This window comes from Lutibacter sp. (assembly GCF_033723435.1).
In the GTDB taxonomy this organism is placed as follows: domain Bacteria; phylum Bacteroidota; class Bacteroidia; order Flavobacteriales; family Flavobacteriaceae; genus Lutibacter.
In genome coordinates this window covers 232,059-256,565 of sequence record NZ_JAWVXC010000002.1, presented here as the reverse complement: position 1 = coordinate 256,565, position 24,507 = coordinate 232,059, and the positions used below count along the sequence as shown (strand labels likewise).

At 28.5% G+C, this 24,507-nt stretch carries 21 protein-coding genes and 1 pseudogene; 15 read left to right on the top strand and 7 right to left on the bottom strand.

Annotation, left to right across the window (positions count from 1 at the left end):
- The first annotated feature begins 20 nt into the window (after positions 1-20).
- Positions 21-1,592: a M1 family aminopeptidase gene (locus tag R3342_RS04090; RefSeq protein ID WP_318938403.1), complete on the top strand. Its 1,572-nt coding sequence runs from the start codon at positions 21-23 to the stop codon at positions 1,590-1,592.
- Positions 1,593-1,680: 88 nt separating this feature from the next.
- Positions 1,681-3,012 carry a DEAD/DEAH box helicase gene (locus R3342_RS04085; protein WP_318938402.1) on the top strand — a complete coding sequence of 444 codons (1,332 nt, stop codon included), beginning with the start codon at positions 1,681-1,683 and terminating at the stop codon, positions 3,010-3,012.
- Between the two features lie 78 nt (positions 3,013-3,090).
- Here R3342_RS04085 and tig read toward each other — a convergent pair whose 3' ends face one another.
- From tig to R3342_RS04065, 4 genes are all read right to left on the bottom strand, one after another.
- Positions 3,091-4,413 carry a trigger factor gene (gene tig / locus R3342_RS04080; protein ID WP_318938401.1) on the bottom strand — a complete coding sequence of 441 codons (1,323 nt, stop codon included), beginning with the start codon at positions 4,411-4,413 and terminating at the stop codon, positions 3,091-3,093.
- 89 nt (positions 4,414-4,502) lie between these two features.
- Positions 4,503-4,856, bottom strand: coding sequence for a phage holin family protein (locus R3342_RS04075; protein WP_318938400.1), 354 nt, complete (start codon positions 4,854-4,856; stop codon positions 4,503-4,505).
- 45 nt (positions 4,857-4,901) lie between these two features.
- Entirely contained in the window at positions 4,902-5,669 is a 768-nt protein-coding gene (locus tag R3342_RS04070) for an alpha/beta fold hydrolase (protein WP_318938399.1), read from the bottom strand.
- On the bottom strand, positions 5,669-6,394 hold the full coding sequence (locus tag R3342_RS04065; RefSeq protein ID WP_318938398.1) for a pyridoxine 5'-phosphate synthase: 726 nt from the start codon (positions 6,392-6,394) through the stop codon (positions 5,669-5,671). The genes R3342_RS04070 and R3342_RS04065 overlap by 1 nt, the downstream gene beginning before the upstream one ends.
- A gap of 98 nt (positions 6,395-6,492) precedes the next feature.
- Here R3342_RS04065 and R3342_RS04060 point away from each other — a divergent pair, with 98 nt between their 5' ends.
- From R3342_RS04060 to murI, 8 genes are all read left to right on the top strand, one after another.
- Positions 6,493-7,152 carry a CBS domain-containing protein gene (locus tag R3342_RS04060; protein WP_318938397.1) on the top strand — a complete coding sequence of 220 codons (660 nt, stop codon included), beginning with the start codon at positions 6,493-6,495 and terminating at the stop codon, positions 7,150-7,152.
- 1 nt (position 7,153) lies between these two features.
- Positions 7,154-8,035 carry an NAD kinase gene (locus R3342_RS04055; protein ID WP_318938396.1) on the top strand — a complete coding sequence of 294 codons (882 nt, stop codon included), beginning with the start codon at positions 7,154-7,156 and terminating at the stop codon, positions 8,033-8,035.
- Between the two features lie 121 nt (positions 8,036-8,156).
- Positions 8,157-8,837, top strand: coding sequence for a DUF6089 family protein (locus tag R3342_RS04050; RefSeq protein ID WP_318938395.1), 681 nt, complete (start codon positions 8,157-8,159; stop codon positions 8,835-8,837).
- A complete protein-coding gene (locus R3342_RS04045) occupies positions 8,837-9,595 on the top strand; it encodes an isoprenyl transferase (RefSeq protein WP_318938394.1) in 759 nt (252 codons plus the stop codon). Before R3342_RS04050 ends, R3342_RS04045 begins: the two co-directional genes overlap by 1 nt.
- Positions 9,588-12,149 carry an outer membrane protein assembly factor BamA gene (gene bamA, locus R3342_RS04040; protein WP_318938393.1) on the top strand — a complete coding sequence of 854 codons (2,562 nt, stop codon included), beginning with the start codon at positions 9,588-9,590 and terminating at the stop codon, positions 12,147-12,149. The genes R3342_RS04045 and bamA overlap by 8 nt, the downstream gene beginning before the upstream one ends.
- A gap of 67 nt (positions 12,150-12,216) precedes the next feature.
- Positions 12,217-13,002 (top strand): OmpH family outer membrane protein, encoded by a 786-nt coding sequence (locus tag R3342_RS04035; protein WP_318938392.1) that lies wholly within the window; start codon positions 12,217-12,219, stop codon positions 13,000-13,002.
- Between the two features lie 18 nt (positions 13,003-13,020).
- A complete protein-coding gene (locus tag R3342_RS04030) occupies positions 13,021-13,521 on the top strand; it encodes an OmpH family outer membrane protein (RefSeq protein WP_318938391.1) in 501 nt (166 codons plus the stop codon).
- 72 nt (positions 13,522-13,593) lie between these two features.
- Positions 13,594-14,394, top strand: a complete 801-nt coding sequence (gene murI / locus R3342_RS04025; protein ID WP_413468699.1) for a glutamate racemase — start codon at positions 13,594-13,596, stop codon at positions 14,392-14,394.
- 87 nt (positions 14,395-14,481) lie between these two features.
- Here murI and R3342_RS04020 read toward each other — a convergent pair whose 3' ends face one another.
- The 3 genes from R3342_RS04020 to R3342_RS04010 form a co-directional block, all read right to left on the bottom strand.
- Positions 14,482-14,991 carry a gamma carbonic anhydrase family protein gene (locus tag R3342_RS04020; protein ID WP_318938389.1) on the bottom strand — a complete coding sequence of 170 codons (510 nt, stop codon included), beginning with the start codon at positions 14,989-14,991 and terminating at the stop codon, positions 14,482-14,484.
- A gap of 27 nt (positions 14,992-15,018) precedes the next feature.
- On the bottom strand, positions 15,019-15,990 hold the full coding sequence (locus tag R3342_RS04015) for a type IX secretion system membrane protein PorP/SprF (protein ID WP_318938388.1): 972 nt from the start codon (positions 15,988-15,990) through the stop codon (positions 15,019-15,021).
- Positions 15,991-16,088: 98 nt separating this feature from the next.
- Positions 16,089-16,358 (bottom strand): helix-turn-helix domain-containing protein, encoded by a 270-nt coding sequence (locus R3342_RS04010; RefSeq protein ID WP_318938387.1) that lies wholly within the window; start codon positions 16,356-16,358, stop codon positions 16,089-16,091.
- A gap of 199 nt (positions 16,359-16,557) precedes the next feature.
- Between R3342_RS04010 and R3342_RS04005 the strand changes: the two genes are divergently transcribed.
- The 5 genes and pseudogenes from R3342_RS04005 to R3342_RS03985 all read left to right on the top strand — a co-directional run bounded on the left by R3342_RS04005 (position 16,558) and on the right by R3342_RS03985 (position 24,502).
- Positions 16,558-16,953 (top strand): DUF302 domain-containing protein, encoded by a 396-nt coding sequence (locus tag R3342_RS04005; RefSeq protein ID WP_318938386.1) that lies wholly within the window; start codon positions 16,558-16,560, stop codon positions 16,951-16,953.
- A gap of 101 nt (positions 16,954-17,054) precedes the next feature.
- On the top strand, positions 17,055-17,471 hold the full coding sequence (locus tag R3342_RS04000) for an HYC_CC_PP family protein (protein ID WP_318938385.1): 417 nt from the start codon (positions 17,055-17,057) through the stop codon (positions 17,469-17,471).
- Between the two features lie 115 nt (positions 17,472-17,586).
- Positions 17,587-21,425 (top strand): annotated as a pseudogene (locus R3342_RS03995) (efflux RND transporter permease subunit).
- Positions 21,426-21,429: 4 nt separating this feature from the next.
- The gene (locus tag R3342_RS03990) at positions 21,430-22,677 is read left to right on the top strand and encodes a TolC family protein (protein WP_318938384.1); all 1,248 of its coding nucleotides are present in this window, start codon (positions 21,430-21,432) and stop codon (positions 22,675-22,677) included.
- 10 nt (positions 22,678-22,687) lie between these two features.
- Positions 22,688-24,502, top strand: a complete 1,815-nt coding sequence (locus R3342_RS03985; RefSeq protein ID WP_318938383.1) for an efflux RND transporter periplasmic adaptor subunit — start codon at positions 22,688-22,690, stop codon at positions 24,500-24,502.
- Positions 24,503-24,507: the final 5 nt, after the last annotated feature.

The following is a 24,507-nucleotide window of genomic DNA, read 5'->3' as shown; positions in this document are numbered from 1 at the left end:
AAATTCTCTTTAAAATTTGTTTGATTTTTAGTTTAATATCTACTCAAATTAATGCTCAAAGTTATAAAGAACGATTAAATCAATTGGACGTTTTACATTACAATTTAACTATTTCTGTAAACGATACTTCAAATGTTATTTATGGAAACATGAGAATCTCCATAAAATTCAAAAAACTTTTGAAAGATTTTCAACTAGATTTCACCAAACAAGATAGTACTGGAAAAGGAATGCGAGTAAATTACGTTTTAGAAGGTAAAGACACCATAAATTATATCCATAAAAATAGCCTTTTAACAATAACTCCAATAAATATAAAAACGGATAGTGTATATACTTTTTCTATTGATTATAAAGGTGTTCCAAAAGACGGTTTAATTATTAGTAAAAACATGTTTGGTGATCGTACCTTTTTTGGAGATAATTGGCCAAACAGAGCGCATAACTGGTTTCCTTGTGTAGATCATTCTTCGGATAAAGCCACTGTTGAATATTATGTAACTGCTCCAAATAAATACCAAGTTATTGCAAATGGATTATTAACAGAAGAAACAAATACATCCAATTCTACTAAATTATACCATTACCAAACTATAGCACCAATTCCACCTAAAGTAATGGTTATTGGCGTTGCCAAATTTGCTGTTGAAAACATAGGAACTGTAAAAACAATTCCTGTTTCAAGTTGGGTATATCCTCAAAACAAAAAAGAAGGCTTTTACGATTATAGTATTGCAAAAAAAGTCCTTAGGTTTTATATAGATAATATAGGTCCTTATCCTTATCAAAAATTAGCAAATGTGCAGTCTAAAACAAGATATGGAGGCATGGAAAATGCAGGAAATATTTTTTATTTTGAAAAATCAGTTACTGGGAAACAAGATAACGAGGCCTTAATTGCACACGAAATTGCTCATCAATGGTTTGGTAATTCCGTTTCAGAAATAGATTGGCCACACTTATGGTTAAGCGAAGGTTTTGCTACTTATTTCACCGATTTATATATAGAAAAAACCAAAAATGATTCCATTTTTAAAAATCGATTAAAAACACAGCGAACTAAAATTTTAAATTTCTATAAAAAACAACAAACTCCTTTAATTGATAGACATCCTAAAAATTTAATGAGTTTATTAAATGCTAATTCCTATGAAAAAGGAGCTTGGTTTTTACATATGCTACGTCATAAAATTGGAGATGAAACTTTTTGGAAAGGAATACGCACTTATTATGATTCTTTTAAAAATAAAAATGCATCTACAACAGATTTTAAAAATGTAATGGAAGCATTATCTGGCAAAAATTTAACTTCGTTTTTTAATCAATGGTTAGAAAAACCCGGACAGCCAGAAATTAAAACCGAATGGATTTATTTTAAAAATAAAGTTAGACTTATGGTTACGCAAACACAACAAACTCCATTTCAATTTCCATTAGATGTTGCTTTAATTTATAAAGATGGAAGTTCAGAAATTAAAACTTTGCAAATAACTGATAAAGTCACTCCTTTTGTTTTAAATGCAAGTAAAGAAGTAAAAAATATTGTATTAGATCCTAACACTTGGCTTCTTTTTAAACACGTGAAAAATTAATGATTTTTAAAAAGTTGAATATTATTAGCAGATAATCTTTTCCAAAATCACTTAGTTATTAAAGATTATATTTGCAAAAAATACAACCATGAAATTTTCCGATTTAAATTTAAACCGCTTTTTATTAAATGCATTAGATGAAATGGGGTTTACAACTCCCACTCCTATTCAAGAAAAAGCTTTTTCGGTAATAATGAGTAGTAGAGATATGGTTGGAATTGCACAAACAGGAACTGGAAAAACGTTTGCATATTTGTTGCCAATTTTAAGACAACTTACTTTTTCTACTCAAAAACATCCACGTGTTTTAATTGTTGTACCAACTAGAGAGTTGGTAGTTCAAGTAATTCAGGAAATTGAAAATTTAACACCATATATTAATGTTAGATTTGCTGGAGTTTATGGTGGTACAAACTTAAATAAGCAAAAACAGTTAGTATTTGAAGGACAAGATATTTTAGTGGCAACTCCAGGAAGATTATTAGATTTAGCGCTAGATGGCGTTTTAAAATTAAAACACATTCAAAAATTAGTAATTGATGAAGTAGATGAAATGATGAACCTAGGTTTTAGACCTCAATTAATTACTTTGCTAGATTTATTACCAAAAAAACGACAAAGTATTTTGTTTTCTGCAACCTTAACAAAAGAAGTCGCTGGTATTTTAGATCAGTTTTTTAAATCGCCTGTTAAAATAGAAATTGCAAGTAGCGGAAGTCCGTTAGATAATATTACACAACAAGCATATCCTGTTCCAAATTTTTATACTAAAATTAATTTTTTAGTGCATCTTCTTCAAAATAAAGATGAATTTAAAAAAGTATTGATATTTGTAAAAAATAAAAAACAGGCAAATATTTTGTTTGAAGAATTAGAAACTTTGCTTCCAAACCAAGCCAATGTTATTCATTCCAATAAAACTCAAAATTATCGTTTACGATCTGTAAAGAATTTTGAAAAAGGAACTTTTAATGTTTTAATTGCAACAGATATTATTGCTCGAGGATTAGATTTAACTGACGTTAGCCACGTAATAAATTTTAATATTCCTGAAGAACCTGAAAATTATATTCACCGAATTGGTAGAACAGGACGCGCTGAACAAAAAGGAACTGCAATTTCGTTTTTTACAGAAATTGAAGCGGATTATTTAGGTGAGATTGAAACTTTAATGAATACCGAGATTGACGTTTACGATTTACCTGAAAACATAGAGATTTCTTCTAAACAAATTGAAGAAGAAATGCCAAAAGTAGCTCCCGAAAAAACAGGTAAAAAAAGAAAAATTACAGAACCCAAAGGCGATGCTTTTCATGAGAAAAAAGAAAAAAATAAACGTGTAAATTTAGGAGGTTCTTACCGAAGAGAAATAGCCAAAAAATATAAAAAACCTAAAACCAGAGGCCAAAAAAGAAAATAGTTTTGCTTTAATTTAACCATAAAAAAACTCCTTAAAATTTAATTTTAAGGAGTTTTTAATTTTATAAAAACCGAATTCTTATTTGTAAACTTCTTTTACAAATTCTTCGTAATTAACTTCTTTAACTTTAAAGGAAACATTAGCTTTATAAAAGTCTAATAATTTTTGTCCCATTAATTGATCTTGTAATCGTTTTACTTCTTCTTCATTAGTTAGCACTCTTTGTACAATTTCATCCAATTGTTTTTCTTCTGGATTTAATTGTCCGTATTGTGCCATTTGAGCAACTACAAAACCTTTTGTGTACTCTTTTAACTCTTCAAAAGTAATTTGTAAGTTATTGTCTTTAAATATTTTATCTTGAATTAATTGAAAACGTAACCCTTTCTCAGATTTTTCATATTCTTCAGCTGCTTGTTCTGGTGTTAATGGTTTTTCGCCTGAAACAACAATCCATTTTTTCAAAAATTCAGCAGGTAATTCAAATTTAGTATTCTCAACTAAATATTCATTAACATCATTTATAATTTGTTGATCTGCTTGAGCTTGAAATTGTTTTTCAATTTCTTCTTTAATTTTAGCTTTTAATTCTTCTTCTGTTTTAACTACATCTTTACCAAAAACTTTATCAAACAATTCTTGATTCATTTCTGCTAATTCAGTAACATTAATTTCTTCAATTGTAAAAGTTAAAGCGATATCTAAACCATGAATATCATCGTGAGACAAACCTAAAGCTCCCATTAATTTATGATCATCATCAAATAGTCCTTTAGATTTTAAAATTAAGACATCTCCAACTTTACTTCCTAAAAATTTCTTTTGATTTGTTTTTCCTTTAATTGAAGCGAATTCAATAGTAGATTTTTTATTGATTTCTTTTTCTTCGTTTACAAAAGTACCTGTAAGTGTAACGCCTTCTTCAACTTCTGATTTTGAAACTAATTTACCAAATTGTTTTCTAATTTTTTCAACTTCTTCTTCAATCAATTTATCATCTGCAACAATTTTGTATTGATTGATTTTATTTTTAGCCTTTAAATCAATTTCAATAACTGGAGCTAAACCTAACTCAAATTCAAAAGCATAATCTCCAGCATCCCAATTAAAATCATCTTGCATTTTTGGTAAAGGATTTCCTAAAATATCAATTTTTTCTTCGGTTAAAAATTTATTCAATGAATCTTGTAATAGTTTATTTACTTCATCAATCATCACAGATTTACCGTATTGTTTTTCTACCATTCCCATTGGCACTTGTCCTTTTCTAAAACCAGGTATATCTGCTTTTTTACGGTAATCTTTTAAAATTTCGCTCACTTTATCTTGGTAATCTGCAGCTGCAATTTCAACTTTTACTACTGCATTTAACTCATCAATATTTTCTTTTGTAATATTCATTGTATTCTAAATTTATCTTATATCATTAAAAATCGGGTGCAAAATTACTACTTTTTGCGCACTTGTCAAAGTATTTAATTCATTCAAATTCAATCCTTTTGATTATTTTCTTTTAATAAAGAAAATAAAACAGATTGAAACAAGGATAATAGTAAACTAAATAACAAAGCTATCCAAAAACCATCTACTCTAAACCCACTAACAAAATAATCTGCCAACAGAATTATACAAGCGTTAATTACTAATAAAAATAATCCAAACGTTACAATGGTTGCTGGTAGAGTAAAAAATATTAATAGTGGTTTAACGGTAATTCGCAAAATACCCAAAACAATTGCTACTAAAATAGCGTTGGTGAAATTTTGTATTTGTACACCTGGTAATAAATTTGCTATTAAAACTACAGCAATAGCTGTGAGCAGTATTTTAAATATAGTTTTCATAAGTTAATATTTTGTATTTTACGTAACTATAATTATGCCAGGCTGTTAATCACTTAAAAACCTGACAACTTCGTTATAAAATTGTGTCGGATTTTCTGCATGCAACCAATGACCTGCATTTTTGACAGTTACAATTTTTGAATTTTCAAAATGAGCTTTTATTAAAGCTTCATCATTTTTGGTAATATAATCCGAGTTTTCTCCTTTTAAAAATAACGTTTTTCCTTTAAACTCAGAAAAAGAAGGTAAAGCCTCTCCTACTTCAGGATAATTCTCGGTTAAACTGTTTAAATTAAAACGATATGCTAATTCTCCTTTACTTTTCCAATATACATTTTTAAGTAAAAATTGTAGAATTCCTTGATTATCAATATAAATTTTCAATATTTCCGCTACTTTTTTACGAGTATTTTGAATTTGAAAATTAACAGCGTTTAAAGCTGCCAGTATTTGTTGGTGATGAGGTTTATAAGCTCTCGTACTTATATCAGCAACAATTAATTTATTTACTAAACTTGGATAAGTTACTGCAAACAACATGGCTACTTTACCTCCCATTGAATGACCTAACAAATTAAGATCCTGCAAATTATGATTCTCAATATAATCATGTAAATCTTCCACTAATAGTTCATAATCAAACTCATCGGAATGAAAACTTCTTCCATGATTCCTTTGATCTATTAAATGCACTTGGTAGTTTTTAGAAAATTCAGTTCCTAGTGTTTTCCAATTATCACTCATTCCTAAATAACCATGTAAAATAATAAGCGGATCTCCCTTTCCTAGTATAGTAGTATGTAGTTTATTCATTAATTATTAGCCAAACTTAATTTGTATTTATACATATTTATAACATTCTCCAATCCTAAATACAATGATTCTGTAATTAAAGCATGCCCTATTGAAACTTCTTTTAAATTAGGTATCGATTTAGCAAAAAACTGAATATTTTCCAAATTCAAATCGTGGCCAGCGTTAATTCCTAAACCTAATTCTGTTGCCAAATTTGCACTTTTAATATATGGTTCTACTACTTCTTTATTTCCTAAACTAAATTGTGAAGCATAGTTTTCGGTATATAATTCAATTCTATCCGCACCAGTGGTTGCTGCAGCTTCCATAAGTTTTAAATTCGTATCAATAAAAATAGAAGTTCTAATTCCATTTTGTTTAAATTCAGTAATTACTTCTTTTAAAAAAGATTGATGCGTTATAGTATCCCAGCCTGCATTTGAAGTAATAGCATTTACCGCATCTGGCACTAAAGTTACCTGAGTTGGCTTTACTTTTAATACTAAATCTATAAATTTTGGAATAGGATTTCCTTCAATATTAAATTCTGTAGTAACAATTTCTTTTAAATCAAAAGCATCTTGATATCTAATATGACGTTCATCTGGCCTTGGATGAATTGTAATTCCCTCTGCACCATACTCTTGTATGTCACTAGCTACTTTTACAACATCAGGATAATTTGCACCTCTAGCGTTTCGTAAAGTGGCTATTTTGTTTACATTTACACTTAATTTTGTCATATTTTTAACTTTTATTTTGAAATGATGATGCAAATTTACAACTAACTATACAAATTTGGTTTTATTTTTGATTAATTTGTACTATAATTAAAAACGTAATGAAAGCAATTCCTACACTATTAACAGAGTTTAAAGCATTTACTTTGCAAACTAAAATTGCCGAAGCGAAAGCCTTTTTTAAAGAAAATACTTACTCACATTTTCCTGTAGTAAGTAATAAAAAATTAGTTGGTTTAATTTCAGAAACTGATATTCAAGGAATTTATGATGAGGATAACACTTTAGAAAAATACCAATACCTATTTAAATCTTTTTTTATTGAAGAGCATACTAATTTTTTAGAAATTTTAAATGTTTTTGCTATTAACGAAGCCAATTTAGCTCCTGTTGTTACTAAAGAACAAAATTATGTTGGTTATTATGATTTGATTGATATTTTACATATTTATAACAACTCCCCTTTTTTAAGTAATGAAGGCACTATAATTATTCTTGAAAAAGAAGCAAGAGATTACTCATTTAGTGAAATTTGTCAAATTGTAGAATCTAACAACGGAAAAGTTTTAGGAATTTTTATTTCAAAAACAACACCTTCAACCGTAACTATTACCTTAAAATTTAATGCTTCCGAAGTAAATGAAATTATACAATCGTTTAGGCGATTTAATTATCATGTTTTATCCAAACATAAAGAAGATTTTTTACTAGAAGAGTTAAAAGATAGAACAGAATATTTACAAAAATATTTAAATATTTAATATGAAAGTTGCCATTTACGGACAGTTTTTTAAGTCAGAAGACATTGTTTATATAAAAGAACTTTTTAACATTCTTACTAAAAAAAATGTTGAATTTTTAGTAGAAGAAAACTATTTTAACTTTATCAAAAAAAATATTAGAACAAAAAACATAGCTACCTTTTCATCTTATAATGATTTAAAAAACTCCTTCGATTTTATAATAACTATGGGAGGAGATGGAACTATTTTAAGTGCCGTAACCATTGTTAGAGATTCTAATATCCCAATTATTGGTATAAATACCGGCCGATTAGGTTTTTTAGCAACCGTTCAAAAAGAAGAAATTGAAAGTGCAATTAACGCTCTTATAAATAAAGATTTTTTAATAAAAGAAAGAACTTTACTAAGTGTATCAACTTCATCAAACCAAAAAGATTTATTACCTCTAAATTTTGCCTTAAATGAAGTTTCAGTTAGCAGAAAAAATACGGCATCTATGATTATTATTGAAACGTATTTAGATAATGAATACCTAAACGCTTACTGGGCTGATGGATTAATAATTTCAACTCCAACTGGTTCAACAGGATATTCCTTAAGTTGCGGTGGACCAATAATAACGCCACAGGCAAAAAGTTTTGCTTTAACTCCAATAGCACCACACAACTTAAATGCGCGTCCACTCGTAATTCCAGATGAAACAAACATAAAATTCACAGTAAAAGGTAGAGAAAACGAATTTTTGCTGTCACTAGATTCTCGCGTTACCACAATTAACAGTAACACAGAGATATTCGTAGAAAAAGCACCTTTTAATTTAAAAATGGTTCAAATTAATAAGCAAACCTTTATTAAAACTTTGCGAGAAAAATTACTTTGGGGTAAAGATTTAAGAAATTAAGCTTATTAAAAGTATCCTTTTAATTTTACAATAATTTCATTTATAAATAGTTATTCAAAAAAGAATTATTGAAACTTCTAAAAGCAAATAGAAATCGTTATATTTGCTCGCTATTTTATATATGAAAAAAATATATTTACTTATCGCATTTAGCTGGATAACAAGCACTTCAATTGCTCAAATCAATGAAATTGGCATCATGGTTGGTGGCAGCAATTACATAGGTGATATTGGTTCAGAATACTATATAAATCCCAATAATTTTATGGGAAGCCTAATTTATAAATGGAATAAAAACCCAAGAATTGCTTTTAGAGGCACTTTTACTTATGCTCAAATTTCTGCAAATGATGCCAAATCTAAAAACTTAGAAAGACTTAATAGAGGTTTAAGATTTACCAACAGCATAAAAGAATTAGCTTTAGGATTAGAATTTAATTTTTTTGAATACAATTTAGACGATTATAAATACACACAAACTCCATATATTTTAGTAGAATTAGCCGCATATAATTATAGCGTAGTTACCAATGAAACAGCTCCAAATCAATATGAGTATGGTAATAAAACTTCTTTTGCAATACCTTTTGGAATTGGATATAAAACTAAATTATTTCAAGATTTTGCAATAGCTTTAGAAATTAGAGCTCGATATACTTTTAATGACAATTTAGATTATAATAACCAAAAAATAGATAACCTAAAATTTGGAAATCCAAAAAGTAATGATTGGTATATGCTATCAGGCATATCATTAGTGTATACTTTTGGACGACCAGCATGTTACTCATCACCTTATTAATGGAAAACCTAAAAACTACCATACAGCAAAATACTATTCCAAATCATGTGGCAATTATTATGGATGGCAATGGAAGATGGGCAAAACAAAAAGGTAAACCTAGAACATTTGGTCATAAAAAAGGTGTAGATTCTGTTAGAGCTATTATTGAAGCTAGCGTTGAAATTGGTGTAAACTATTTAACACTTTATGCTTTTTCAACCGAAAATTGGAATAGACCAAAAATAGAAGTAAAAACATTAATGTCTCTATTAGTATCCTCTTTAAGAAAAGAATTAAAAACTTTTGTAGAAAACGACATTAAATTACTAAGTATCGGTGACTTAAGTCATTTACCAAAAAAAGTACAAAAAGAGCTTACTGAAGTAATCGAAAAAACTAAAAATAATAAAACTTTAACCTTAACTTTGGCGCTTAATTATGGAGCCAGAGATGAAATTGTTAATGTTATCAAAAATATTTCAAAAAAAGTTGTTAATAATCAACTTTCAATAGAAGAAATTAACGAAAATATTATTAATAATCATTTATATACGTTTTCTTTGCCGGATGTTGATTTTTTGATTCGTACAAGTGGTGAAAAACGAATTAGTAATTTTTTACTTTGGCAAGTTGCTTATGCCGAATTTTATTTTACCAATGTACTATGGCCCGATTTTAAAGAAGAAAATTATTACACGGCTATTTTAGAATATCAAAAAAGAGAACGTCGTTTTGGAAAAACAAGTGAACAAATTGAAAAAAATATCAATGAATAAACTTACTAGCACTTTACTATTTTTAATAGTAATAACTTTTGTAAATGTTGGATATTCGCAAGAACCAACAAAAAAAAGTATAAAAGAAACTACTCAAATTAAAACGGATACAATTGTTAATGATTCGTTAACTCCAATTAAAAACTTACCTCCTAAATTTATAAAAGACCACAAATATTTACTTGGTGGTATTTCCGTAAAAGGGCTTCATAAATTTGAAGAACAAACTGTTAGAGTTTATACCGGTTTAACTGTTGGACAAAAAATAAAATTACCAGGCGATAAATTAACTAGTGCTATTAAAAAACTATACGATACTAAACAGTTTAGTGATATTGAAGTTTATATTGCAAAAATCGATGGAAATACTGCTTATTTAGAATTTGACGTTGATGAATTACCACAACTTAACAAAATTACAATACAAGGCGTTAAAAAAAATAAGGCCGAAGATTTAGAAAAAGACGCTGAACTTAAAAAAGGCGCAATGGTTACAGACAACCTTATTGTAACCACCAAAAACTACTTTAAAAAGAAATACCAAGAAAAAGGATTTCTAAAAACAAAAGTTCTTTTAACTACCAAAAAAGACACTTCAAATACAAATAGTGTTGATATGTTAATTCGTATTGACAAAGGGGAAAAGATTAAAATTAAAAAAATCACTTTTACAGGAAACAAAGCTTTTAACAAGAAAAAATTGCATAAAGCAATGAAAAAAACCAAACAAGCTGTATTAGGTAGGTTCTGGAAAAAATCAAAATTTATTGATGCCGATTTTAAAACTGATTTAGAAAATATTGTTACTACGTACAGCGAAAAAGGATATAGAGATGCAAGAGTTATAGATCATACTCTAACTTGGAATCCTGATAATACTATTAATTTAAATGTTAAAGTAGAAGAAGGAGAAAAATATGTTTTTGGAAATATTAAATTCTTAGGAAATAGTAAATATACTGATGCTCAATTGCAAAATATTCTTCGAATTGAAAAAGGAGATACTTATAATGGTAAAGTATTAAAAGAAAGAGTTACTGGAAATGGAAAACCAGATTCAGAAGATATTGCCACCTTATACCAAGATAATGGTTATTTGTTTTCAAGAGTAATGCCTGTTGAAACTAGAGTAAATAATGATTCTATTGATGTTGAAATTAGAATTTATGAAGATGAGCCTACAAAAATAAAAAGAGTTACCGTTCAAGGAAATGATAAAACCAACGATCACGTAATTTATAGAGAAATTAGAAGTAATCCTGGTTATTTATATAGCAAAAGCCAAATAATTAGAACTATTCGTGAAATTGGCCAACTTGGCTTTTTTGATGCCGAAGCAATTACACCAGACATAAAACCTAATTATACGGATAAAACTGTTGATATTGATTATACCGTTGCGGAAAAAGGGTCAAGTCAAATTGAATTACAAGGTGGTTACGGAGGTGGTTCCTTTATTGGAACTTTAGGGTTATCCTTTAATAATTTTTCTATTAGAAATATATTTAAAAAAGAAGCTTATACTCCTCTTCCAATGGGTGATGGTCAAAAATTATCACTTCGTTTACAAAAAAGTAGATATTATACTACTTCTAGTTTTTCATTTACAGAACCTTGGTTAGGAGGTAAAAAACCACAATCCTTATCTTTTTCCATATATAACTCAAAACAATTTAGATACGATTACACTACTAATAGAGTTGATAAAGCTCAACGCTTAAACATTGTTGGAGCAACTGTTGGCTTAGGAAAAAGATTACAATGGCCTGATAACTATTTTACTTTATCACAAAGTATTAGTTACCAATTATACGATTTAAAAGATTACCCTATTTCAACCTTTTCATTTTCTACTGGTAAATCCAATAATTTAGCTTACAGTATTACTTTAGGAAGAAATTCTTCCGGTCCAAACCCAGTATTTCCTAAATCTGGTTCTGATATTAGTATAGGTGCTAAAATGACTTTTCCTTATTCCTTAGTTAATAATAAAGATTATGCAAATTTACCAGATTTAGAAAAATATAAATGGCTTGAATACTATAAAACAACTTTTAAAGCTAAATGGTATACAGCGTTAAATAAAGATTTAGTAGTAATGACTAATGCTGAATTTGGTGTTTTAGGCTTTTACAACAAAAAATTAGGAGCAACACCTTTTGAACGTTATTATGTTGGAGGTGATGGAATGGCTACTTTTCAATTAGATGGTAGAGAAACTATTGGATTAAGAGGTTATGAAAACGGAAGGTTATCCAATACAGATGGAGGCACTATTTATAACAAATTTCAGTTAGAACTTCGTTATCCAATTACCTTAAAACCGTCTGCATCTATATATGTTTTAGGGTTTTTAGAAGCTGGGAATTCATATAATGGATTCAAAAATTTTAATCCTTTTGAACTTAAAAGAGCAGCAGGATTTGGAATTAGAATATTTATGCCTGCCTTTGGTATGTTAGGAATTGATTTTGCAAATGGGTTTGATCCTTTACCAGGTCAAACACAAAAATCTGGTTGGCAAACGCACTTTATTATTGGACAACAATTTTAATATAATTGAGTTATATTTGTAAATGATTTTTTAAATTGGCACGGTTTTTTCTTAATACCTTATAAATATGATAAAGAAAGTTCTTTTAATTCTAGTTTTAATTTTCAGTTTACATACTTATGCTCAAAAACCTCAGAGAATTGGATTTATTGACATGGAATATATTTTAGAAAATATTCCTGAATATACAGAAGCACAAGCTAAAATTAATGCCAAAGCAATTACTTGGCAAAATAAAATTGAAAAACAACAAAAAGAAATTGATGATTTAAAAGCGGATCTCAATAATGAAAAAGAGTTGTTAACTAAAGAATTAATAGCAGATAAAGAAGAAGATATTGAAATTAAAGAATTAGATTTAAAAAAATTACAAGCTGCTTATTTTGGAACCAAAGGTGATTTGTATTTTTTACGTCAACAATTAGTAAAACCAATTCAAGATTTGGTGTATAATGCAATACAAGATATAGCAACCAAAAGGCGTTACGATTTTATTTTAGATAATTCTAGCGATTTAGTAATGTTATATTCCAACAAAAAATATAATATTAGCGATTTAGTTATTAAAAGTATAACACGTTCTAAAAAAGTAATAGAAGCTAATAATAGGCAAACTAAAAAAGGTAAAAAAACAGTTGCGCCAGCAGCTGAAATAAGTGAAGAAGCTCAAAATAAAATAGATAGTAAAGCGCAAAAAAAAGCAGCGCTTCTAAAAAAAATTGAAGAAAGAAAAGCTGCTCAACTTAAAAAAAGAGAAGACTTAAAAAAAGCGATAGAAGCTAAAAGACAAGCAAGAATAAAACAAATAGAAGACGCTAAGAAAGCGAAAGAACAAAAAAAAGAAAATAATTAATTTAAACAATCACTAAAAATGAGAAAATTTAAAAACTTAGTATTAATTGCAATAATTACTTTAGGGTTTACTGCAGCAAATGCACAGCAAAAAATAGGACATATTAGCACAGACAAATTATTGAGCATAATGCCCGAAACAAAAGCTATGAATGCTGAATTAGAGAAATTAAGCAAAACATACGAAACAGAGCTTAAAGCTGAACAAGCTAAATTACAAGCTAAATTAAAAAAATATGATGAAGAAGCTAAAACGCAAACGGATGAAGTAAACCAACAAAGAGGTGTTGAAGTACAACAAGATCAACAAAAATTATATCAATCTTCACAAGCTGCTAGAGATGATTTATCTAAAAAAAGAAATGAAAAATTAAAACCTATTTTAGATAAAGCTAAAAAAGCAATTGATGAAGTAGCAAAAGAACAAGGTTATACTTATGTTTTAGAAGCTTCTACTCTAATTGTTGCTAATGGTACAGATTTATTACCTGCTGTTAAAGCAAAATTAGGACTTAAATAAAAAATAGATTTCAAGTAAAAAAAAATCCTGCAATTGCAGGATTTTTTTTTACTTTTATTTATCCTTTAAACAATAGTGAATTTGAACAATAAGCAACCCATTGGATTATTTGATTCTGGCATTGGTGGAACGTCTATTTGGAAAGAAGTACATAAACTTTTGCCAAACGAAAACACTATATATCTATCCGATAGTAAAAATGCACCTTATGGTGAAAAACCTGTTGAAGAAATACTAAAATTAAGCATTAAAAATACCGAAATCTTACTAAATAAAGGTTGTAAATTAATCATTGTAGCCTGTAATACAGCTACTACAAATGCTATTAATTATTTAAGAAAAAATTACGATGTCCCGTTTATAGGTATTGAACCTGCTATAAAACCTGCTGCACTATATAGCAAAACTGGTGCTGTAGGAATTTTGGCAACAAAAGGTACTTTGAGCAGTAAATTATTCGAAAAAACATCTTCTGAATTTGCTAAAAATATAGTTACTATAGAACAAGATGGAGAAGGATTAGTTCCTTTAATTGAAGACGGAAAACTTAATAGTTCTGAAACAAATGAATTATTATTAAAATATTTATCTCCAATGTTACAGCATAATTTGGATCATTTAGTTTTAGGTTGTACGCATTATCCATATTTAATACCTCAAATAAAAAAAATTGTAGGTGAAAATGTGACCATTATTGATTCTGGTGCAGCAGTTGCCAAGCAAACCAAGTCTATATTAAAAAAACATCATTTACTTTCAAATAATTTTACAACTAGTAAGCATCAATTTTACACCAATGGTTCTCTTGAAGTCTTACAAAATATTTTAAGTGATGTGACAGATCCAATTTTAATAGAAAAATTAGATTTTTAGTCTTTTATAAATAAACCGTTTATTAATATTTTCACCTACTTGAAACTAGTAGTTATAATTTAAATGATAGATAGAAATATCCAGATATTATTTATACCAATTAGCATATTTCACATAATTATCTGCAATTCTATGAATTTCACCAGAAACTAATTCTTCACTAATACCTTTTACTTTTTTTGCAGGAATTCCAGCATAAACACTTCCTGATTTTATATGAGTTCCTTTAGTAACCACAGCTCCAGCAGCAATTATAGTATTACTTTCTACTATACAATCATCCATAATAATAGCTCCCATTCCTACTAAAACATCATCATTTATAGTACAACCATGTACCATTGCATTATGACCAATAGAAACATTATTACCAATATTGGTAGGCGATTTTTTATAAGTTGCATGTATTACAGCACCATCTTGTACATTTACTTTATTACCCATTTTAATATAATGCACATCTCCCCTAATTACCGCGTTGTACCAAATACTACATTGATTACCCATGGTAACTTGACCAATAATTACTGCATTTTCGGCAATAAAACAATCGGAACCAAAAACAGGTTTAACGCCATTTAATTCTTTAATGATCATTTTTTTTAACTATTATTTTTTGAAATTTTAAAAAGATGCATTTATGTTAGGGCAACCACTGGTTCTAGGTGTCCTGCATAAAAAATTCCACCCTAAAGAAATTTGATGATAACCTGCGTTATCAAATAAAATATCTCCTGTTTGTTTAGTGTAAGTGTAGGATATCATATAATTTTTATAATTAACACCTATAATTGGAGTAATATAATTTAAATCTTGAGTTCCTGCATTATCAAAACTTTTACGATATGAAAATGCTGCCCAAAGTTGAGCGTTTGCAACATTCTTATAAACTTTAATATTAAAATCGGCAAATTTCTCTCCGGTTCGTTCAATAGCCTGCATCATTACGGAAGGCTCAAATTGTAAATTTTCACCTTTTCCAAAGTAGTATCCAAGCGTAACTAAATATCGTCTTAAGTTTAAAGATTCGTATTTTGGATTATATAAATTTCGGGCATTAAGCATAATATTTTTGGCTGTAAAATAAGAGAAAAAACCTTTATTATGATATGCCATCCCAAAATCAGCATTAAAATAACTTTCACTTCTAACTATTTGTGAAATTACTGGATCTGGAATTACAAAAGTACTTTCATCTACCGAATTGTTAACTGCCATTAATGACAATGCAAACGAAAGTTGATTTACGTCATCTGGCCTACTTAAATTTATGTGATAAGCAAAGGTTCCTTGAAAACCTTGTTGAGAATGATAGCCATTTTTATCATTAAATAAAATAAAACCAACTCCTATATTATCTCCAATTCTGTTATGCGCACTTAACGTTTGCAGTGAAGGCGCATCAGTAATTCCGCTCCACTGGCTACGAGCTGTAACCCTTATCTTTCCGCAATTACCTATTCCTGCGGCTGCAGGATGTACCAAATACACATTATCTGATAAATAATCAGAGTAAATAGGTAACGTTTCTTGAGCCTTAAGTAATAACGAATTAAAGCTTAAAACTAATATTATAATTATCTTGTTAATCTTCATTATTAAAAAAATATAATCCTTTTCACTTGTTAAAACAATATCCAAATATAAGATTATATAATTAAACTCTAATACAACCTTTTTAGTATTTAAATTATTTAAAAAAGAGAAAGTACCTCACTTCTTTTTTCTTCATTTTTACCAATATAAATAGTTATTTTTAAATAATTAAGTATTTTTAACAAAGTGCTTAAACGATAATCTTTTTTAGATTCATTAAGCATAACTACACTTCTAATTGCTGTTTCACTTAGATTAGTACCTCTTATTAATTCCGATTTTTTAATACCATTAATCTCCATGGTTTTTAAAATTATTTTGGCTATCTGTTCTTTACTTTTTACTTCGGTTAAATTAATAGTTACCATTTTAAATGAAATTTATATTGGCTCTTCTAATTTACAGATTTTTAATAAATTAAATAATCTTTTTTGATGATTTTTAATCTACAAAAATATTTTAAGTATCACATTTTAAAACTTATTCTTAATTTTACATAAATGAATCAAAAAAATATAGAATTTTAAAATAAGTCTACATTATCTTTACCCTAATAAATTAAATATTATGAAATATTATTTTAGCACAACAATTAAAAACGAATCTTTTGATACCGTTAAAGAAAAAGTAATTTTAGCTTTAAAAAAAGAAGGGTTTGGAGTATTGACTAATATTAATATAAAACAAACATTCAAAAAAAAGCTAGATGTTGATTTTAAACCTTATGAAATATTAGGGGCTTGCAATCCTGATTTTGCTTATAAAGCTTTACAAGCAGAAGATAAAATTGGAATTATGCTTCCTTGTAATGTTATTATTGAGCAAGATGAAGATGAAAGTATTACTGTTGCTGTTGTTGATCCAATTGCGTCTATGGGAGCTGTTGAAAATCCTAATTTAGAAGGAATTGCACAAGAAGTACAACAAAAATTAAAAAGAATTATTGACCTGTTAAAAAATTAGAATTAATTAGACGATAAAAAACTGATTTTCACCATCTTTGATTTTATTTTTTTAGCCAAAAAATTTAATAATCATATTTTTAGATATATTTGTATAACCATATGAAAGATTTTTCTAAAAAAATAGCATCCATATTAATGGCATTAGTAGTCATATTTTCTACTATGTCGTTTACTGTTAGCCAACACTATTGTGGTGGCGAATTAGTTAATAGCGCGCTGTTTTCTAAAGCAAAATCTTGCGGTATGGAAATGCAAAAACCAGCTACACCAAAAGACTGTAGTATTCAAAAAGAAAATTGTTGTAAAGATATTATTAAACAAATTGAAGGTAAAAAAGTTGTTAAAACTGAAGCACAACAGCTTCAAAATTACCAACAAATTATGGTTGCTTCTTTTGTTTACACTTATATAAATTTATTTGAAGGATTAGATAAAAACATCATTCCTTTTAAAAATTACACTCCTCCTCTATTGGTCACAAACATACAAGTTGTAGATCAAGTTTTTATCATTTGATTTTTAAGAATTTTAATGTAAAACCAGCTAGTTTTTAATAAAACTATTGCTGTATTTTTTTATTGTATTCCTAACCAAGAATACAACATACCTAAAATTTTTAAAATTAATAATAATGCTTAATAAAATAATTCGCTATTTTCTTGAAAACAAGTTGATAACATTTGTGTTATTCTTCGCTTTGATTATTGGAGGAATTGTAACAGCTCCTTTTAATTGGAAAACTTCTTTTATTGAAAGAGATCCTGTGCCAGTTGATGCAATTCCTGATATTGGAGAAAATCAACAAATTGTTTTTACAGAATGGATGGGGCAATCTCCTCAAGATATTGAAGATCAAATTACCTACCCATTAACCACAGCTTTAATGGGAATTCCAGGTGTAAAAACTATTAGAAGTAACTCCATATTTGGTCTTTCAAGTATCTATATTATTTTTAATGATGATGTAGATTTTTATTGGAGTAGAACAAGAATACTTGAAAAATTAAATTCTTTACCTCCCGGAACAATTCCTACTGAAGTTAAACCTGCTTTAGGTCCTGATGCAACAGCATTAGGTCAAGTATATTGGTACACTTTAGAAGGAAGAGATCCAAAAACAGGAAAACCAACTGGAGGTTGGGATCCTCAAGAATTAAGAACCTTTCAAGATTTTTATGTTCGCTACTATTTAACCGCTGCAAGTGGCGTTTCAGAAGTTGCTTCTATTGGCGGCTATTTAAAAGAATATCAGATAGATATTGATCCTGATGCCATGAAAGCAAATCATGTTAATGTAAAAATGATAATGAATGCTGTAAAAAACAGCAATTTAAATATTGGGGCGCAAACTCTGGAGTTTAATAAAGTAGAATACTTGGTTAGGGGTTTAGGTTATATTAAAAATCTATCGGATTTAAAAGAAAGTGTAGTTACCGTTAATAATAATGTTCCTATTCGATTAAAAGATGTTGCTAAAATTCAATTTGGGCCAGCTACCAGAAGAGGTGGTTTAGATAAAAGTGGATCTGAAGCTGTTGGAGGAGTTGTTGTTGCTAGGTATGGAGCAAATCCACAAGAAGTAATTCATAATTTAAAAAATAAAATTGCTGAAGTTGCTCCAGGATTACCATCTAAAAAATTAGCAGATGGAACAGTTTCTAAAGTAACTATAGTACCTTTTTATGATCGTTCAGGATTAATTCAGGAAACTCTTGGCACATTAGAATCTTCTTTATCTCATGAAATTTTAATAAGTATTCTTGTAGTTATCGTATTGGTTTTAAACTTACGTGCTTCAGTTTTAATATCCACTTTATTACCCGTTGGAGTTTTAATGACCTTTATTTTAATGAAATATTTTCATGTAGATGCTAACATTGTAGCTCTTTCAGGTATCGCTATTGCTATTGGAGTTATGGTTGATGTGGGAATTGTATTTACCGAAAATATTATACGGCATTTAGAAATGCCAGAAAATCACGGAGCTTCAGGGAAAAAATTAATGCAAATAATTTATGTAGCTACTGTTGAAGTAGCTTCGGCAATTATAACTGCTTTAGCTACAACTATTGTTAGTTTTTTACCTGTTTTTGCCATGCAAGCTTCTGAAGGAAAATTATTTAGACCTTTAGCTTTTACCAAAACATTCGCTTTAGTTTCTTCATTATTTATTGGAATTATGTTTATTCCTGCAATTGCGCAAGTATTATTCTCTATAAAATTAGATAAAAGAGAACCAGCAGAATATTTAATTCTTTATTAATAGGTTTTGGAATTGTTTTTATGATCTATTACGGAAGCATTATTGCTTTAGCTTTAGTAGCTTTTGGAGTAAATAATCTATTAACACAAGTTTCAGAAAGATCCCTCTTAAAAAACAGCATAAAATTACCGTACTCTGAAAAAATTGCTAACTATATTAATATTGGTATTACCGTATTAATTGTTATCTACTTTTTAACAGTAGAATGGATGCCTTTAGGAGCTTCAAACTCAACTTTAGTTAATTTTATTTTTGTGATAATAATTGTGAGTTCTGTTTTAGGAATTTTAATGACTATTGTTCATTTTTATGAAAACATATTAGCATGGTGTTTAGATAATAAATGGAAATTTTTATCAATTCCTATTATTGTAGTATTTTTTGGTGTAACTATTTGGATAGGCTTTGGAAAAGTATTTGGATTTATGCCAAATTTTGTAAAAACAAATAGCGCTTGGAATAGCTTAGAAAAAACATTTCCTGGGGTTGGAAAAGAGTTTATGCCAGCTTTAGATGAAGGTTCTTTTTTATTAATGCCAACTACCATGCCACACTCAGGTATAGCTGAAAATATGGAAGTAATAGCTAGCATTGATAAAAGTATGAATGCCATTCCTGAAATAGCAACTTCCGTAGGTAAATGGGGACGCGTAAATTCTGCTTTAGATCCTGCTCCAACATCTATGTTTGAAAACACTATTAATTATATTCCAGAATATATTTTAAATGCTGACGGAAGAAAAATTCGATTTAAAGTAAATAACAATAATGCTTTTATACTAAAAGATGGAACAACTTATAAATATAGAAAAGATACATTCAGAAAAATAAGTAAAGAGCAACTTATTGTAGATGAAGATGGCGAATACTTTAGACAATGGCGTCCGAAAATTAAAAAGGCAGATGATATTTGGAAAGAAATTGTAAAACACTCTAAATTTCCAGGGTTAACTTCTGCGCCAAAATTGCAGCCAATTCAAACTCGATTAATTATGCTTTCTACTGGAATGCGAGCACCTATGGGAATTAAAATATATGGTCCTTCTTTAGAAATCATTGAAAAAACAGGTTTTGAATTAGAAAATATGTTAAAACAAGTTCCAAGTATAAATCCTTCTACAGTTTTTGCAGATAGAGTTGTAGGAAAGCCATATTTAGAAATTAAGTTAAATAGACAAGCTATGTCACGCTACGGATTAACCGTAAAAGATATGCAAACACAACTGTCTGTAGCTGTTGGAGGCAAACAACTATCTACTTCTATTGAAGGAAGAGAACGTTTCCCAATTCGAGTTCGATATGCTCGTGAATTTAGAGATAATCCTGATGATTTAAAAAAAATTTTAATTCCAACACCTGCAGGCGTTCAAGTTGAATTAGGAGAATTAGCATCTATAAATTATGTTCGTGGACCACAAGTTATTAAAAGTGAAAATACTTTTTTAACAGGTTACGTAATTTTTGATAAAAAAGATGGTCACGCAGAAACTAATGTAGTTGAAGAAGCTCAAAAATTCATCAAACATAAAATAGATTCCGGTGAATTTAAATTACCAAAAGGTGTTACTTATAAATTTACTGGTAATTATGAGAATCAAATTCGTGCTTCAAAACGCTTAATGCTTGTAGTTCCAATTTCATTATTATTAATTTTATTGATTTTATATTTTCAATTTAAACATATTTTACCTTCGTTAATGGTATTTACAGGAATTTTTGTAGCCTTTTCTGGTGGGTTTATCATGATTTGGTTATATGGACAAGAATGGTTTTTAAATTTCAGTTTTGCTGGTATGCAGATGCGAGATTTGTTTCAGCTCCATACCATTAATCTGAGTGTTGCTGTTTGGGTAGGTTTTATTGCCTTATTTGGTATCGCTACAGATGATGGCGTTATTATGGGAACCTATTTGACTCAAGTATTTGATGAAGAAAAGCCAACTACCATTAAAGAAATTAGAACCTCAATTTTACACGCAGGTTCAAAAAGAGTGCGCCCTGCAATGATGACTGCAGCTGTTGCTATTATTGCGTTAATACCTGTACTTACCGCAACTGGAAAAGGTGCTGATGTTGTAGTACCTATGGCAATTCCTTCTTTTGGAGGTATGCTATTACAAGTAATGACCATGTTTGTTGTTCCTGTGCTATATAGTATGTGGAAAGAACATAGTTTAAAAAAACAATTAAAAAAATTACAAGCTTAATATTATGAAACTAAAAAGATATACCTTAATTTTTTCTAGCTTGTTATTAATGCTAAGCTCAAGTATTTTTAGTCAAGAAAATTTAGAAAACTATCTAAAAACAGCAGCACAAAATAATCCTGATTTAAAAGCATCATTTAACAAATATATGGCTGCTATGCAAAAAATACCACAAGTAGGTACTTTGCCAGATTCTCAAGCTGTTTTTGGTTATTTTATTCAACCTGTTGAAACACGAGTTGGACCTCAAAAATGGAAATTTAATTTAGCTCAAAGTTTTCCTTGGTTTGGTTTATTAAATGCCAAAGAAAATCTTGCAACTGAATTGGCGAATGCAAAATTTGAAGAATTTGAAAACTCGAAATCAAATTTATTTTTTGAAGTTAAAACTACCTATTATAATTACTATTTTACGGAAAAAGCAATTCAAATTATTAAAGAAAACATAAATATTCTTCAGGTTTTCAAACGCTTATCTTTAGTTAAAATTGAGGCAGGTAAAGCTTCTATTGTTGATGAATTACGTGTGGAATTAGAATTAAACAATTTAGAAAATAAATTAGCTTTATTTGAAGATTCTAAAAAAACTTTACTAATAAAATTCAATAATTTATTGTTAAGAGAGCGTTCAAAAAGCATAAAAATTCCTGACACATTGTGGCAAGATAAATTACCTTTTGATAAATCAGCAATGTTAACTGAAATCTATGCTAACAACCATCAATTAAAAAGTATTAATCACAGATTAAATGCTTTTATAAACCAAAAAACTGTTGCTAAAAAAGAAGGAATGCCAAAATTTAATATTGGATTAAACTACACGGTAGTTGAAAAAATTCCTTCTTCAAATACTATTAACAATGGTAAAGATGCATTTTTATTTCCTTCCGTTGGAATAAATATTCCCATTTTCAGAAAAAAATATAAAGCTTTAATTAAAGAAACAACTTATTTACAAGAAGTTGAATCCAATAAAAAGGAAAATAAAAAGAGAATGTTAAGCACTATTTTTTCTGATTCCTATAAGAATTATAATGATGGAAATAGACGAATAGCTTTAAATAAAAAACAATCGAAAATTGCAAAAAAAGTGTTGGATGTTTTAATTACTTCTTATTCAACAAATGCAACAAATTTTGAAGAAGTGTTACGAATTGAAAGTCAATTATTGACTTACGAATTAGCTTATCAACAAGCATTAATTGATAAAAATGCTGCTATTGCATTTATGTACTATTTAATCGGAAAATAAAATTACACTCATGAAAAAATATAAAAATTATGGTATTGGAATTGGTATTTTAATTATTGGCATTATCCTTGGAAATTTATTCTCCGATGGAAATTCTAAACCAATTCATAACGAAAAAGAACACGTATATGTTCAAGATTCTGTTACAAAATTATGGACTTGCGCAATGCATCCACAAATTAAATTAAACAAACCTGGAAATTGTCCAATTTGTGGAATGGAATTAATTCCTTTAGACAATAGTAATTCTGTAAAAGATAAAATAGCTTCCAACGAAATTGTGTTAACGCCCGAAGCAATACAATTAGCAAATATTCAAACTTCTGTAGTTGAAAAAGGAAATGCTGTTAAAGAAATTCACCTATTAGGAAAAGTAAAACCTGATGAAAGACGTTTATATTCACAAGTCTCTCATATTCCTGGTAGAATTGAAAAATTATATGTGAATTTTACTGGTGAAAAAGTATTTAAAGGACAAAAAATTGTTAGAATTTATTCTCCTGATTTAATTTCAGCTCAAAAAGAATTGTTTGAAGCTATTAGATCCAGAAAAATTTATCCTCAATTATATACTGCATCTCGTAACAAGCTCAAATTATGGAAATTATCTGACAACCAAATTAATGCTATTGAAAAATCAGGAAAGGTACAAGATCAAATTGATATTTTATCCGATTATTCAGGTTATGTAATGAAAAAAAATGTGGAATTAGGAGATCATGTAAAAGCAGGAACCAACCTTTATGATATTGCAAATTTAAACAGTGTTTGGGTAATGTTTGAAGCTTATGAAGCTGATATTCCTTGGATTCATAATGGCGATTTGGTCAATTTTACAATCAACGCAATTCCAGGAAAAGCATTTAAAGGAAAAATAACTTATATAGATCCATTCGTTTCTTCAACTACTAGAATTGCTCAAGTACGTGTTGAACTGAAAAATACAAATCATAAGTTATTGCCAGAAATGTATGCTAATGGTACTATTAGCGCAAAATTAACTAATGTCGAAAATGCCATTATAATTCCAAAATCCGCTGTTCTTTGGACAGGAAAACGATCAGTTGTTTATGTAAAAGCACCTCATAAAAAAACTATTTCATTTGTATATAGAGAAATTATTTTAGGACAAGATATGGGTGATTTTTATATCGTAAAAAAGGGATTAAAACAAGGTGAAATTATTGCAACTAATGGTGTATTTAGAATAGACGCTTCGTCACAATTAATTGGTCAAAAAAGCATGATGAATCCAACCGGATCTAAAGGTAATATAGGCGGCATGACAGGAATGGATATGGGAGATAGTGATAAAAAAAAGGTTAAAATGAGTGATGTAGAAATGAAAAATAAGATAATGATAAACAAATCTAAGATTGATCCGGAGTTTCAAAAACAATTAGGAGAAGTTGTAAATCAATATATTAAATTAAAAGACGCACTGTTTAATGATGATTTTGACAAAGCCAAAATGAAAACCAAAAAGGTTAAAGAAGCTCTAAACAATGTAGATATGTTATTACTTTTAGGTGACGTTCATAATGAATGGATGAAAGATTTAAAAACGCTAACTCAACAAATAGCATCCATTTTAAGTGCTGAAAATATTGAAAACCAAAGAAATAATTTTGGAAAATTTAGTATTACTCTTGGAAATATAATTGATAAATTTGGTGTCCAAAACTCTAATAAATATATTTATTTAGAATACTGTTCTATGAAAAATCAATATTGGTTAAGTTTTGAAAAAACAATTAAAAACCCTTTCTATGGAAAAGTAATGGCAAGCTGTGGAGAAGTAAAAAAAGTATATAAAACTCAATAATAATT

Excerpts from the sequence above, each read along its gene's own strand:
- R3342_RS04085 (WP_318938402.1), top strand. The coding sequence starts at position 1,681 with ATGAAATTTTCCGATTTAAATTTAAACCGCTTTTTATTAAATGCATTA.
- tig (WP_318938401.1), bottom strand. The coding sequence starts at position 4,413 with ATGAATATTACAAAAGAAAATATTGATGAGTTAAATGCAGTAGTAAAA.
- R3342_RS04075 (WP_318938400.1), bottom strand. The coding sequence starts at position 4,856 with ATGAAAACTATATTTAAAATACTGCTCACAGCTATTGCTGTAGTTTTA.
- R3342_RS04070 (WP_318938399.1), bottom strand. The coding sequence starts at position 5,669 with ATGAATAAACTACATACTACTATACTAGGAAAGGGAGATCCGCTTATT.
- R3342_RS04065 (WP_318938398.1), bottom strand. The coding sequence starts at position 6,394 with ATGACAAAATTAAGTGTAAATGTAAACAAAATAGCCACTTTACGAAAC.
- R3342_RS04060 (WP_318938397.1), top strand. The coding sequence starts at position 6,493 with ATGAAAGCAATTCCTACACTATTAACAGAGTTTAAAGCATTTACTTTG.
- R3342_RS04055 (WP_318938396.1), top strand. The coding sequence starts at position 7,154 with ATGAAAGTTGCCATTTACGGACAGTTTTTTAAGTCAGAAGACATTGTT.
- R3342_RS04050 (WP_318938395.1), top strand. The coding sequence starts at position 8,157 with ATGAAAAAAATATATTTACTTATCGCATTTAGCTGGATAACAAGCACT.
- R3342_RS04045 (WP_318938394.1), top strand. The coding sequence starts at position 8,837 with ATGGAAAACCTAAAAACTACCATACAGCAAAATACTATTCCAAATCAT.
- bamA (WP_318938393.1), top strand. The coding sequence starts at position 9,588 with ATGAATAAACTTACTAGCACTTTACTATTTTTAATAGTAATAACTTTT.
- R3342_RS04035 (WP_318938392.1), top strand. The coding sequence starts at position 12,217 with ATGATAAAGAAAGTTCTTTTAATTCTAGTTTTAATTTTCAGTTTACAT.
- R3342_RS04030 (WP_318938391.1), top strand. The coding sequence starts at position 13,021 with ATGAGAAAATTTAAAAACTTAGTATTAATTGCAATAATTACTTTAGGG.
- R3342_RS04020 (WP_318938389.1), bottom strand. The coding sequence starts at position 14,991 with ATGATCATTAAAGAATTAAATGGCGTTAAACCTGTTTTTGGTTCCGAT.
- R3342_RS04015 (WP_318938388.1), bottom strand. The coding sequence starts at position 15,990 with ATGAAGATTAACAAGATAATTATAATATTAGTTTTAAGCTTTAATTCG.
- R3342_RS04010 (WP_318938387.1), bottom strand. The coding sequence starts at position 16,358 with ATGGTAACTATTAATTTAACCGAAGTAAAAAGTAAAGAACAGATAGCC.
- R3342_RS04005 (WP_318938386.1), top strand. The coding sequence starts at position 16,558 with ATGAAATATTATTTTAGCACAACAATTAAAAACGAATCTTTTGATACC.
- R3342_RS04000 (WP_318938385.1), top strand. The coding sequence starts at position 17,055 with ATGAAAGATTTTTCTAAAAAAATAGCATCCATATTAATGGCATTAGTA.
- R3342_RS03990 (WP_318938384.1), top strand. The coding sequence starts at position 21,430 with ATGAAACTAAAAAGATATACCTTAATTTTTTCTAGCTTGTTATTAATG.
- R3342_RS03985 (WP_318938383.1), top strand. The coding sequence starts at position 22,688 with ATGAAAAAATATAAAAATTATGGTATTGGAATTGGTATTTTAATTATT.